We start from the raw sequence: 13,202 nt of genomic DNA, 5'->3' as shown, positions 1-13,202 counted from the left end.
GGACGTCCTTTTCGGAAGGAATTGATCTCGGGGCAATGCAGCCGCTTTGTCGTTCCGGAAAGGATGAACGTTACGCGCGCGGAAATAGGAATTTGTTGTCGAAATTACGGCGGTATCTGGGTGTTGTTCACCGTGCAAGGGTGGCGCGAAGATCGACCTCCGGGTGGCGGTGGCCGGCGACGGACATCCCTGCCGGCCGGCCACCACCGCACTACCGCTGCGAACTCACGCCACCCTTGAGGTGCGCCATCACCGTCGCGTCGGCGAGTGTTGTCACGTCGCCGATTTCGCGGTTCTCCGCCACGTCCCGCAGCAGCCGGCGCATGATCTTGCCCGAGCGCGTCTTCGGCAGCTCGGGCACGACCATGATCTGCCGCGGCTTGGCGATGGGCCCGATCTCCCGTGCCACGTGCTCCCGCAGCTCCTGCACGGACACCTCGGCGACGCCGCGCGGGATCACGAACGCCACGATCCCCTGGCCGGTCGTCGCGTCGGCGGCGCCCACCACCGCGGCCTCCGCGACCGCCGGGTGGGACACCAGCGCCGACTCCACCTCGGCCGTGGAGATGCGGTGCCCGGACACGTTCATGACGTCGTCCACCCGCCCCAGCAGCCAGATGTCGCCGTCGGCGTCGTACCGCGCGCCGTCGCCCGCGAAGTACGCGCCGGCGAAGCGCGACCAGTACGTTTCCCGGAACCGGGCGTCGTCGCCCCACACACCGCGCAGCATCGACGGCCACGGCTGGTCCAGCACCAGGTAACCGCTCTCGCCCGGGGCGACCTCCTTGCCCGCGTCGTCCACCACCACGGCGGAGATCCCGGGCACCGGGGTCTGCGCGGAGCCCGGCTTGAACTCCGCGGAACCGGGCGACGGCGCGATCATGATGGCCCCGGTTTCGGTCTGCCACCACGTGTCCACGATCGGCGCCTTGCCCGCGCCGATGTGCTCGCGGTACCACCGCCACGCCTCCGGGTTGATCGGCTCGCCCACCGATCCCAGCACCCGCAACGAAGACAGGTCGTATTTCGCCGGGATGTCCTCGCCCCACTTCATGAACGTGCGGATCAGCGTGGGCGCGGTGTAGTAGATCGACACCCCGTACTGCTGGATGATCTCCCAGTGCCGCCCCTCGTGCGGCGTGTTCGGCGTGCCCTCGTAGACCACCTGCGTCGCCCGGTTCGCCAGCGGCCCGTACACGATGTAGGAGTGCCCGGTGATCCAGCCGATGTCCGCGGTGCACCAGTAGACGTCCTCGCCCGGCCGGTGGTCGAACACCGCGGCGTGCGTGTACGCCACCTGGGTGAGGTAGCCGCCCGAGGTGTGCAGGATCCCCTTCGGCTTCCCCGTCGTCCCGCTCGTGTAGAGGATGAACAGCGGGTGCTCGGAATCGAAGGCCTCGGCGGTGTGCTCGGCCGGCTGCGGGTCGACCAGCTCGTGCCACCACACGTCCCGCTCGCCCATCGACACCGGCGTCCCGGTGCGCCGCACCACGACCACCTTCTCCACCGCGGACCCGGCCAGCGCCTCGTCCACCCCGGCCTTCACCGGCACGGCCTTGCCCCGCCGGTACTGCCCGTCGGCGGTGATCACGACCTTCGCCTCGGCGTCGTCGACCCGCGACCGCAGCGCCGACGGCGAGAACCCGCCGAACACCACCGAATGCGGAGCCCCCAGCCGCGCGCAGGCCAGCATCGCCACGATCGCCTCGGGGATCATCGGCAGCTGGATCGCGACCCGGTCACCGGCCCGCACTCCGAGCGAGACCAGCGCGTTCGCCGCCCGGCACACCTCGTCCCGCAACTGCGCGTACGTGATGTCCCGCGAATCGCCGGGCTCGCCCACCCAGTGGATTGCCACCTGGTCCCCGAAACCGGCCTCGACGTGCCGGTCCACGCAGTTGCGGGCCACGTTCAGCCTGCCGCCGACGAACCACTTCGCGTACGGCGCGCCGGACCAGTCCAGAACCTCCGACCACCGCACGTCCCAGTGCAACCGTTGCGCCTGCTCAGCCCAGAAGTCCATGCCGCGGAGCCTGACCGGCGAACGTTGGCACGACGTTGGGACCCTCCGTGCGGGTAGGTGCGCCCGCAGCGATCGTCAGGCATCATGGAGCACCATCGCGCCGGAAGCACGAGGACGACGAGGTCGCGGAAATGGCAGAGCGTAGTGCGCTCCACCAGCGCCGCGCGGCCCTGGAACGGGAATGGGCCCGCTGGGTGCCGGCTCAGGCACGCCCGGAAACCCTGGAACTGCGCAGCGAGGTGGCCGAATCCTGGGCACGTTCGCTGTCCATCGTGGATCCCGCACGGGACAGCGCGCCCGCGGCCGGTGACGAGGTGCGGTCCCGCTGGCGCGAGTCGCCGCTGCGGGCCCCCGTCACCGAACTGGCCGACGAGCTGCGCAGCATCGCCGACGACGCCGGTTTCGTCGCGGCCGTCACCGACGAGTCCGGCACGATCCTGTGGACCTGCGGTGGACGGGTCATGCGGCGGCGGGCCGAGCGCGTGAACTTCGCGCCCGGCGGCCGCTGGGACGAGCCGGACATGGGCACCAACGCGTTGTCGCTGGCGCTGCGCACCGGCCGCCCGAGCAGCGTCTTCTCCGCCGAGCACCTGGTCGCGGCCCTGCACGGCTGGGTCTGCTACTGCGCGCCGATCCGCGACCCGCGCGGCCGCCACCTCGGCGTCCTGGACCTGTCCACTACCTGGGACCGGTCGCACCCGCTGGCCATGTCGACGGTCCGCACGCTGGTCACCGCCATCGAATCGCGGCTGCAGGCCGTCCCGCCCGCTGCCCCGGGCATCCGGCTGTCCTGCCTCGGGTCCGGCAGCGCCACCTTCGACGGCGTCCCGCTGCGGTTGTCGCCGCGGCAGTTGGAGGTGCTCACCCTGCTCGCGCTCGAACCCGGCGGCTTCTCGCCAGACGGGTTGCGCGAAGCGCTGTACGGGGACCTGCCCGTGACCAGCACGACCCTGCGCGCGGAGGCCTCCCACCTGCGGCGCATGCTCGGCGGCGCGCTGGCGAACCGCCGCTACGCCCTGACGGCGCCCATCGACTGCGACGCCGTCGACGTGCTGACCGCGCTCAAGGCCGGAGACACCGCCACGGCTGTGCGCCGCTACGCCGGGCCGCTGTTGCCCGCGTCCGAGGCGCCCGGCATCACCCGCTGGCGGGACCACCTGGAGGTCGCCGTGCGGGAGGCCGTGCTGTCCTCGCGCGAGCCCGACCTGGCGCTGACCTACGGCGAGCGGCACCCGTTCGACCTGCAGGTCCACGAGCACGCGCACCGCCTGCTGAGCCCCGGCGACGGGCGGCGCGGCATCGCGGCGGCCCGCCTGCACGAGGCCCTGCGCGACTGAGCGCCAACGTTTCGCCAACCCGCGACGGGCACGGTGGCACCCATCACACCGATGTGATCGAGTGAATGGAGTGCTTCCATGGCCTACGCCAAGCCCGGTGCCGACGGCAGTGTCGTCAGCTTCGCCGCGCGGTACGACAACTTCATCGGCGGTGACTGGGTCGCACCGGCCGAGGGACGCTACTTCGGGAACCCGTCGCCGGTCGACGGCAAGGTGTTCTGCGAGGTGGCGCGTTCGTCCGCGGCCGACATCGACCTCGCCCTCGACGCGGCCCACGCCGCCGCCGAGAAGTGGGGCGCCACCTCGACCACCGAGCGCGCCAACATCCTGAACAAGATCGCCGACCGCATCGAGGACCACCTCGAAGAGCTCGCGGTGGCCGAGACCTGGGAGAACGGCAAGCCGGTCCGCGAAACCCTGGCCGCCGACCTGCCGCTGGCCGTCGACCACTTCCGCTACTTCGCGGGCGCCATCCGCGGGCAGGAAGGCAGCATCGCCGAGATCGACGCCGACACGGTCGCCTACCACTTCCACGAGCCGCTGGGCGTGGTCGGCCAGATCATCCCGTGGAACTTCCCGATCCTGATGGCCGCGTGGAAGCTGGCCCCCGCGCTGGCGGCGGGCAACTGCGTCGTGCTCAAGCCCGCGGAGCAGACCCCGGCGTCGATCCTCAAGGTGATCGAGGTGATCGCCGACCTGCTGCCGCCGGGCGTGCTCAACGTCGTCAACGGCTTCGGCATCGAGGCGGGCAAGCCGCTGGCGTCCAGCTCCCGGATCGCCAAGATCGCGTTCACCGGTGAGACCACCACCGGGCGGCTGATCATGCAGTACGCCAGCGAGAACATCATCCCGGTGACGCTGGAACTGGGCGGCAAGAGCCCGAACATCTTCCTGCCGGACGTGGCCGACGCCGACGACGACTACCTGGACAAGGCCGTCGAGGGCTTCGTGATGTTCGCGCTCAACCAGGGCGAGGTGTGCACCTGCCCGTCGCGCGCGCTGGTGCACTCGGCGATCTACGACGAGTTCATCGGCCGCTGCATCGAGCGCACCAAGGCCATCAGCGGCGGCAGCCCGCTCGACCCGTCGACCATGATCGGCGCGCAGGCGAGCAACGACCAGTACGAGAAGATCCTGTCCTACATCGACATCGGCAAGAAGGAGGGCGCCGAGGTCCTCGCCGGTGGTGGCGCCCGCGAGGTCGCCGAGCACCCGGGCGGCTACTACATCGAGCCGACGATCTTCCGCGGCACCAACGACATGCGGATCTTCCAGGAGGAGATCTTCGGCCCGGTGGTGTCGGTGACGACGTTCGACTCGGTGGACGAGGCGCTGAAGATCGCCAACGACACCCTGTACGGCCTCGGCGCCGGCGTGTGGACGCGCGACGGCAACGCCGCCTACCGGCTGGGCCGCGGCATCAAGGCCGGTCGCGTGTGGACGAACTGCTACCACGCCTACCCGGCGCACGCGGCGTTCGGCGGCTACAAGAAGTCCGGCATCGGGCGCGAGACCCACAAGATGATGCTGGACCACTACCAGCAGACCAAGAACCTGCTCGTCAGCTACTCGGCCAAGAAGCTCGGCTTCTTCTGATGGTGCAACGGGTCGCGATGACCGGGGCCGCGGTCGCCCTGCTGCGCCGGCTGATCGAGCAGCACGGACCGGTGATGTTCCACCAGTCCGGCGGCTGCTGCGACGGCAGCGCCCCGATGTGCTATCCGGACGGCGAGTTCCGGGTGGGCGACTCGGACGTGCTGCTCGGCCACGTCGGCGACGGCACGCCGTTCTGGATGAGCGCCGACCAGTACGCCTACTGGCGGCACACACACCTGACGGTGGACGTCGTGGCCGGGCGGGGCAGCGGGTTCTCGCTGGAGGCGCCCGAAGGCGTGCGCTTCCTGATCCGGTCCCGCCTGCTCACCGACGAAGAACTGGCCCTGCTGGACAGCTGAAAACCGCGAAGAAGGCCCGGACCCCGCGTCCGGGCCTTTTTCGCGTCCAGGGGCACCTGTCCGATCGGGCAGGTACGTTCCCCGCCGGTCGTGCGGAGTCGCGTGCCGGGCGAGGAGTATTGCGCCACAAGCGTTTCCGCGTCGTGCGTCGGGAGCTAGCTTCGGTGTGCGCGTCACCACAGTCGCTCGTCGCGCAGGAAGGAAAAGTGCGTCATGCAGGTCGACGAATTGCTGAAGCCGTTCCCCATCAAGGAGTTCCACCCGTTCCCGCGGGCGCTCCTCGGCCCCGGGGCCCACGAGATGATCGGCCCGGAGGCGCTGAAGCTGGGCTTCAAGAAGACGCTGGTGATGACGAGCGGGCTGCGCGGGTCCGACATCGTCCACAAGATCACCGAGTCGATGAAGTACCACGGGCTGGAGGTCGTGCTCTACGACAAGGTCGAGTCCAACCCCAAGGACTACAACGTCATGGACGCGGTCAAGCTGTACCAGGAGAACAAGTGTGACAGCTTCGTCTCCATCGGCGGCGGGTCCTCGCACGACGCCTGCAAGGGCGCCCGCATCTCGGTCGCGCACGACGGCCGCAACGTCAACGACTTCGAGGGCTTCAACAAGTCCGAGAACCCGCGCAACCCACCGCACATCGCGGTGTCCACCACGGCGGGCACCGGCTCGGAGACATCCTGGGCCTACGTCATCACCGACACCACCACCGACCCGGACAACCCGCACAAGTACGTGGCGTTCGACGACGCCTCGGTGGCCACACTGGCTATCGACGACCCGGTGCTGTACTACAGCTGCCCGATCGACTACACCGCGCAGTGCGGTTTCGACGTGCTCGCGCACGCGTCCGAGCCGTACGTGTCGCGGCTGAACTTCGAGCCGTCGCTGGGCAACGCGCTGCGGGCCATCAAGCTCACGGCGGAGAACCTGCGGCAGGCCACCTGGAACCCGTCCGAGCTGTCCGGCCGTGAGGGCATGATGTACGCGCAGTACATCGCCGCGCAGGCGTTCAACTCCGGCGGGCTCGGGATCATCCACTCCATCTCGCACGCGGTCAGCGCGTTCTACGACACCCACCACGGCCTGAACAACGCGATCGCCCTGCCGCGCGTGTGGGCGTTCAACATGCCGGTGGCGTACAAGCGGTTCGCCGACATGGCCGAGGCGATGGGCGTGGACACGCACGGCATGACCGACGTGCAGGCCGCGGACGCGGCGCTGGCGGCCGCGATCCGGCTGCTGCGCGACGTGGGCATCCCGGAGAAGTTCACCGACGTCACCCAGGACAGCTACTCGAAGAACCGGCTCGGCCAGGGCCCGACGAAGTTCTACGAGCAGGCGAGCGTCATCAAGGGCGACGACGAGGACGTGGACCGCATCACGAACCACGTCCTCGGCGACGCCTGCACGCCGGGCAATGCCAAGGAATGCACCTTCGAGACCGTGCGTCCGGTGGTCGACCACTGCATGAACGGCGACCTGGACGACCTGCTCAGCTGAAGGCGCGATCGCACCGGCTTGCGAGACGGTGCGGGTGGCGGAACCTCAGACACCCCTCGCTGTGGGATCGCCGACTCATGAATCCCCGCCCGCCAGCCCGACCACCACCCCTCACGGTCGCGCTGCGCGCGGCAGTGCCGATCACCACGTCGGCGCTGTCCTCGCGAGGAGACGTCTGAGAACCCGCGGCGGTGCCGGTTGACGGCCCACCGCAAGCGGCTCCGCCGCTTCACAACACAACGGCCGGGGGCGGGCTGGACGGGGCCGCCCCCGGCACCCCTACCGAGGAGGGTTTGGCGTGACCGCATTCGACTCCGTCGAGGAGGCGGGGAAGGCGCTCGCGGCGCAGGGTTACCTGACCGACGACCGGCTCGCGACGATGGTGTTCCTGATGACCAGGCTGGAGAAGCCGGTGCTGCTGGAAGGCCCCGCCGGCGTCGGCAAGACGGAACTGGCGAAGTCGCTCGCGGCCGCCACCGGTCGGCGGCTGCTGCGCCTGCAGTGCTACGAGGGCCAGGACGAATCCAGCGCGCTCTACGAGTGGGACTACGGCAAGCAGCTGCTCTACACCCAGATCCTCCGCGAGAAGATCGGCCAGCTCGTGGCCGACGCGCCGGACCTGCACGACGCGGTCGACCGCATCGGCGCGCAGGAGAGCGTGTTCTTCTCCGAACGTTTCCTCGCCGCGCGCCCGCTGCTGGAGGCGGTCCGCTCCGAGGAACCCGTGGTGCTGCTGATCGACGAGATCGACCGCGCCGACGAGGCGCTGGAGGCGGTGCTGCTGGAGATGCTGGGGGAGTACCAGATCTCGGTGCCGGAGATCGGCACGTTCACCGCCCGCAACCGCCCGTATGTGATCCTCACCTCGAACAACACCCGCGACCTCGCGGCCGCACTGAAACGGCGCTGCCTGCACCTGTTCCTCGACTACCCGTCGGCGGAGCGCGAGCTGGACATCGTGCGCAGCAAGGACACCGGCCTGCCCGAGGCGCTCGCCCGCCAGCTCGTCGAGATCGTGCGCGGCCTGCGTGAGCTGGAGCTGCGCAAGTCGCCCAGCATCTCGGAGACCATCGACTGGGCGCGCACGCTCGCCGTGCTCGGGGTCGACGAGCTAACCGCGCCGGTGCTGTCCGACACGGTGTCGGTGGTGGTCAAGTACGACAAGGACGTGCGCAAGGCCCTCGAAGCGCTGCCGCGGCTGGTCGACCCGAACGCCGAGGTGCCCGAGACGCTGCACGGCCACGGACACGGGCACGGACACGGCCACTCGCACGAGGCGCCGAAGGTCAGCGCCGACCGTGGCAGCCGGTCGTTCGGCCGGCGGTCCTAGGGACACGCGATGGAGGCCAGTCTGCACCGGTTCGTGCGGCTGCTGCGGCTGCGGGACGTCCGCATCTCGGTGCCGGAGACCATCGACGCCCTGCGTTGCGCGGCTGAGCCTGGCATCCTCGCCGACCGGGCCGTGCTCAAGGAGGCGCTGCGGCTCGCGCTGGTCAAGGACCACCGCGACGACCCGGCGTTCGACGAGGTCTTCGACGCGTTCTTCGCACTGGTGCGGGTCGGGCCGTCCGAGCACGGGCACGGCCACGGGCACAGCCACGACGACCTGTCCGACACCGGCGAGCTGGAGAGCTTCACGCTGTCCGAGGAGCCGAGCGAGACCCCGCAGCAGGGGCACGAGCACGGCAAGCCCAGCGACATCCGGGACTACTTCGACCAGTCGGACCTGGCCCAGCAGTACAACCTGCACCAGGAGGCCAACAAGGTCGACCTCGCGTCGATGACCGACGAGATCGTGTTCTCCACGGACAACGCGGTCGCCGGCGACGCCGGGTACCGGGTACAGCTGGACACCGACCGCCTGCACGGCGCGGGCGTGCCCGGTCGCTTGTCCCAGGAGACCGGCACGAAGGTCGACGCCGAGTTGAGCATCGCCGAGCAGGACGCGCTGCTGGGCTGGCTCGAGCAGGCCGCGGACGGCGACGAAGACGACGCCGCCCAGTTGCGCCGCCGGCTCGCCGGGGTGCTGGACAACCTGCCGGAGGCGTTGAAACGGCACCTGGAAGCGTTGCTGGAGCTGGAGAACACGGTCGTCGAGACGCGGGAGAAGCGGGCGGCCCACGTCGACCAGGCCGGGGAGAGCGAGCGGGCCGAACTGGAGGAGTCGTTGCGCCGGCTCGCGTCGTCGCTGCGCGGCGCGCTGACCCACCGCAGGCGCATCGCCAGCGCGGGCCGCGTCGATCCGGGCCGGACCATGCGCCGCAACATGCGCTTCGACGGCATCCCGTTCAGCCCGGTCACCGTGCGGCGCGCGGAGGACCGGCCACGGCTCGTCGTGCTCGCCGACGTCAGCCTGTCCGTGCGGGCCACCGCGCGGTTCACCCTGCACCTGGTGCACGGCCTGCAGAACCTGTTCGCGCAGGTGCGCTCGTTCGCGTTCGTCGACGACATCGCCGAGACCACGGAGCTGTTCGCCGAGCACCCGGTGGAACGCGCACTCGGCCTGATCTTCGGCGGCGACGTCCTCGACGTGGACGCCAACTCCAACTACGGCGCCGCGTTCGGCGAGTTCCTGGCCGAGCACTCGTCGGCCGTGACCCGCCGGACCACCGTGCTGGTGCTGGGCGACGGGCGGGGCAATGGCAACGATCCGAACCTGGGCGCCTTCGCCGAGATCTCCCGCCGCGCGCGGGAGACCATCTGGCTCACCCCAGAGCCGCGCTACTCGTGGGGCCTGGGCGGCTGCGACCTGCCCGCCTACGCCGAGTACTGCAGCAAGGTCCGGGTGGTCCGCGATCTGTCCGGATTGGACCGTGTCGCGCTGGACCTGGTGACGCGATGACCGCCGCACTGGACCCGCTCGCGCCGTTCCCGGTCGCCGAGTACCTCGACGACCTGGTGCGCGTCGTGCGGGCCGAGGACGACGGGCGGGCGGCGGTGGTGCGCACCGAGCACTTCCGGCTGCACCGGGCCGGGCGGCGCATCGAGGTGAGCCACTGCCTGCGTCCCGACCAGCTGCACAACGGCCTGACCGGGCTGTTGATCAACGAGCTGTTCACGCCCGGATGGCTGTGCGGCCAGGACATCTTCGAGCGCGTGTTCTGCGGCGTCGTCCGCAGCACGGTGCCCGACCCGGCCCGCGCCTGGGAAACCTTCTACGCCAACACCCTGGAGCACCTGCGCGATCCCCGCACCGCGCCGGAACTGATCGCGGGGATCGCGCCGGTGTACGCGCGGGTGCTGCGGCTCGTGCCGCCGGGCAGCGTGCTGGATCTGGGCTCGTGCTTCGGCTTCCTCGCGCTGATGCTCGCGCAGCGGCCGCGCACGACCGTGATCGCCTCCGACATCGTGGCCGGAACCATGCGCGTGCTGGCGACGGTCGCCGCCGCCTGGGAGACGCCGCTGCGCACGATGGTGTGCGACGCGGCGCGGGTGCCGCTGCCGGACCGGTGCGTCGACACGGTGACGGTCGTGCACCTGCTGGAGCATCTCGATCCCGCGACCGGCGCCGCGGTGCTGGCCGAGGCCCAGCGACTGGCCCGGTCCCGGGTCGTCGTCGCCGTCCCCTTCGAGGAGGTCCCCAACGCCGACTACGGTCACGTGCGCCGCTTCGACCTCGCGACGCTCACCGGACTCGGGTCGGCGAGCGGATGGCGCCACCGCGTCTCCGGTTTCCACGGCGGCTGGCTGATCCTGGACCGCCGTCCCGCCTGACCGCGTTTACCCGCTCAACGAGGAGCACACGATGACCACTGCCGTTGCCACCGAAGCCCCTGCCCGCACCGGGATCACGGGCGATCCAGCCCTGATCGGGGTGCCCACCTTCATCGTCGGCGCGATCGCGCTCGGCCTGGTGCTGACCGGGTACGTCCCGGCCGGCGCCGTCGGCGCGTCGATCGCGATCATCCTGCCCGCCACCGGGCTCGGCCAGCTCGTCGCCGCGGTCTGGGCGGCCGCGCTCGGCCAGAACGCCGTGGCCGCCGTCTTCGGCGTGTTCACCGGGTTCTGGCTCAGCTACGCCGCGCTCGTGCTCGGCCTGATCCACGGCTGGTTCGGCATCACCGCCGACGCCGCGGTCGCGACGCAGGGCCTGTTCCTGATCGCCTGGCTGGTCACGGTGGTCCTGCTGACGCTCGGGACCCTGCGCCTGCCCGCCGCGTTCACGCTGTTGTTCACGCTGATCGACATCGCGCTCGCGCTGGTGCTCTACGGCACGGTGAGTGGTTCCACCTCGGCCACCACCGCCGGCGGGTACGTCGTCTTCGCCTTCACCGTGGTCGGCGTCTACCTGTTCGCCGGTGCCCTGTCGGCGGCGACCGGCGGCCGTGGTCTGCCGCTGGGCCGTCCGGTCCTGCGCTGACGCCGGGGCACCGGGCGGGCCACCCCGCCCGGTGCCTCAGATCAGGCCCCGCTTGCTCGCCTCGTACACCACTTCCGCGCGGCTGGAGGCGTCGATCTTGCGCATGATGTTGCGGACGTGGAACTTCACCGTCGTCTCGGAGATGAACAGCCGCGACCCGATGTCCCGGTTGCTCAGCCCGCGCGCGAGCAGCTCCAGCACCCCCTGCTCGCGGCTGGTCAGCACCGGCTCCTCCGGCGCGGTGCGGATCGACCGGACCATCGCCGAGGCCGACCGCGAGTCGAACGCGCTTTCGTTGCGCGCCACCGCCCGGATCGACGACACCAGCCCGGTCGTGTCCACGTCTTTGATCACGTAACCACGCGCGCCGCGGTGGATCGCCTCCACCACCAGTGCGTCGTCGAGGAACGTCGTCAGCACCAGCACCCCGAGTTCCGGGTACCGCGCGGTCAGCTCCGAGCAGATCTCCAGGCCCTCGGTGTCCGAGCCGGTGGACAGCTTCAGGTCGAGCAGCACGATGTCCGGCCGGGTCCGCTCGACCACCGCGCGCGCTTCGGCCGCCGTGGCCGCCTCCCCGATGACGGTGATGTCCTCCTCGCGCTCCAGGATGGACCGCAACCCCTGCCGGACGATGGCGTGGTCGTCCACCAGCACGATCTTCAACGTCCGCTCACCCGTGATCATCACGCCGCCTCCGTGTCCAGCGGCAGCGGTATCTCCAGCAGCAACAGGATCCCCCCGATCCGGGACCGCCGGATCGACAGCGTCCCACCCAGTTCCTCGGTACGGGCCCGCATGTTCGCGAGCCCGCGGTGCGCACCCGCCAGGTCCGTCGCCGAGGACAGCCGCAGCATCCGGCGCAGCTGCGCCGGATCACCGTCCCCGTCGTCGGCGATGGACAGCCGGATGGAGTCCGCGCGGTAGTCCAGCCGGATGCGGGCGCGGGCCGCGTTGGTATGCATCACGGTGTTGAACAGCGCCTCGCCGGTGATGCGCAGCAGCGAGTGCTCGGCCTCGCCGGGCAGCGGGACCGGCTCGCCGTGCACCGACACGCTCACCGTCAGGTCCGTCGGCAGGTGCACTGTGGACAGTCGTTCGAGCAGCACCGGCAGCGAGCCGGACGGCTCGGACTCGGAGTGGTGCAGCGCGTAGATCGCGGCGCGCAGCCGTTCCACCGCGTGCCGGGTCAGGTCCTTCGCGCCGGTCAGCTTGTCCCGCAGCGCGTCGAGGTCTGCGCCCGGTTCGGTCATCTCGGCCCGGCAGATCTCGATCATCATGCCGGCCGACAGGACGTCCTGCGTGACGCTGTCGTGCAGCTCGCGCGCGATCCGGTGCCGCTCGTCGTCGAGCGCCTGCCGCTGCATCACCTCGATCAGCCTGCGCTGCGTCTCCTGCAGCTCGGCGTTGCGGGCTGCGAGATCCCTGGCCTGCTGCTCGGCCGCTTCGGACAGCGCCTCGGTCCGCCCGCGCAGCTGCATCGTGGCGTGCACCAGGTAGGAGTTGTGCAGCGCGACCGCGGCCTGGTTGGCCAGCACGCGCAGCACCGCGAGGTCGGTGTCGGCGATGTCCATGCCCGGCGCGGGCCGCGCGGCGATCCCGCCGACGGGCTCGCAGTCCAGGGTCATCGGCACCCGAACCCCGGACTCGGCGGGGTCCCCGGCCTCCCACGGCCTGCTCCGCAGGACCCGCAGGTGCGCGAGCGCGTCCGGCGGGAACAGGCGCTCGTCCTCGACCAGGTCGCCGCCGGTGAGCAGCAGGAACCGCGGCCGCGCCGCCCGCAGCGCGCCGTCGGCGACCGCGAACAGCAGCCAGTCCGCCTGCACGTGTTCCGCGGCCGCGCGCACCACGGCCTCGACCAGCGCCCGCGGACCCTCACCGGTGCGCACCAGCGCGCGCGAGATGCGGTCGAGGGCGCCGACCGCGCGCTCCAGCCGCTCCGCCGTGCGCACGTACTCCGGGTAGAAGGACCGCTTGCCCGACCGCACACCGGTCAGCGCGCCGAGGTAGTTCTCCGCCGTCAT

The 13,202-nt window shown here is 70.7% G+C and carries 11 protein-coding genes; 8 read left to right on the top strand and 3 right to left on the bottom strand.

Going from position 1 to position 13,202, the window contains the following annotated elements:
- Positions 1 to 211: 211 nt before the first annotated feature.
- Positions 212 to 2,023: an acetate--CoA ligase gene (acs, locus tag AMETH_RS27975; RefSeq protein ID WP_017984511.1), complete on the bottom strand. Its 1,812-nt coding sequence runs from the start codon at positions 2,021 to 2,023 to the stop codon at positions 212 to 214.
- A 131-nt stretch (positions 2,024 to 2,154) separates the two neighbouring features.
- Between acs and AMETH_RS27970 the strand changes: the two genes are divergently transcribed.
- The 8 genes from AMETH_RS27970 to AMETH_RS27935 all read left to right on the top strand — a co-directional run bounded on the left by AMETH_RS27970 (position 2,155) and on the right by AMETH_RS27935 (position 11,181).
- Complete coding sequence (locus tag AMETH_RS27970) at positions 2,155 to 3,360, top strand: helix-turn-helix domain-containing protein (RefSeq protein ID WP_026153438.1); 1,206 nt, start codon at positions 2,155 to 2,157, stop codon at positions 3,358 to 3,360.
- Positions 3,361 to 3,438: 78 nt separating this feature from the next.
- Positions 3,439 to 4,956, top strand: coding sequence for an aldehyde dehydrogenase (adh, locus tag AMETH_RS27965; protein ID WP_017984509.1), 1,518 nt, complete (start codon positions 3,439 to 3,441; stop codon positions 4,954 to 4,956).
- A complete protein-coding gene (locus tag AMETH_RS27960) occupies positions 4,956 to 5,315 on the top strand; it encodes a DUF779 domain-containing protein (RefSeq protein ID WP_017984508.1) in 360 nt (119 codons plus the stop codon). Before adh ends, AMETH_RS27960 begins: the two co-directional genes overlap by 1 nt.
- A 213-nt stretch (positions 5,316 to 5,528) precedes the next feature.
- A complete protein-coding gene (mdo, locus tag AMETH_RS27955) occupies positions 5,529 to 6,821 on the top strand; it encodes an NDMA-dependent methanol dehydrogenase (RefSeq protein ID WP_017984507.1) in 1,293 nt (430 codons plus the stop codon).
- A gap of 298 nt (positions 6,822 to 7,119) precedes the next feature.
- Positions 7,120 to 8,151: an AAA family ATPase gene (locus AMETH_RS27950; protein WP_017984506.1), complete on the top strand. Its 1,032-nt coding sequence runs from the start codon at positions 7,120 to 7,122 to the stop codon at positions 8,149 to 8,151.
- A gap of 9 nt (positions 8,152 to 8,160) precedes the next feature.
- Entirely contained in the window at positions 8,161 to 9,663 is a 1,503-nt protein-coding gene (locus tag AMETH_RS27945) for a VWA domain-containing protein (RefSeq protein ID WP_017984505.1), read from the top strand.
- Positions 9,660 to 10,535, top strand: a complete 876-nt coding sequence (gene mftM / locus AMETH_RS27940) for a mycofactocin oligosaccharide methyltransferase MftM (protein WP_017984504.1) — start codon at positions 9,660 to 9,662, stop codon at positions 10,533 to 10,535. Before AMETH_RS27945 ends, mftM begins: the two co-directional genes overlap by 4 nt.
- A 31-nt stretch (positions 10,536 to 10,566) precedes the next feature.
- Complete coding sequence (locus AMETH_RS27935; RefSeq protein ID WP_017984503.1) at positions 10,567 to 11,181, top strand: GPR1/FUN34/YaaH family transporter; 615 nt, start codon at positions 10,567 to 10,569, stop codon at positions 11,179 to 11,181.
- A gap of 36 nt (positions 11,182 to 11,217) precedes the next feature.
- Here the strand turns inward: AMETH_RS27935 and AMETH_RS27930 are convergent, their stop codons facing one another.
- Together AMETH_RS27930 and AMETH_RS27925 are read right to left on the bottom strand one after the other, a co-directional pair.
- Positions 11,218 to 11,865, bottom strand: a complete 648-nt coding sequence (locus AMETH_RS27930; protein ID WP_017984502.1) for a MadR family response regulator transcription factor — start codon at positions 11,863 to 11,865, stop codon at positions 11,218 to 11,220.
- Entirely contained in the window at positions 11,865 to 13,202 is a 1,338-nt protein-coding gene (locus AMETH_RS27925; RefSeq protein WP_017984501.1) for a MadS family sensor histidine kinase, read from the bottom strand. The genes AMETH_RS27930 and AMETH_RS27925 overlap by 1 nt, the downstream gene beginning before the upstream one ends.

It is taken from the genome of Amycolatopsis methanolica 239 (genome assembly GCF_000739085.1).
Lineage (GTDB): Bacteria > Actinomycetota > Actinomycetes > Mycobacteriales > Pseudonocardiaceae > Amycolatopsis_E > Amycolatopsis_E methanolica.
Note: the sequence above shows the minus strand (reverse complement) of the source record. Positions and strands in the feature narration are given on the sequence as shown.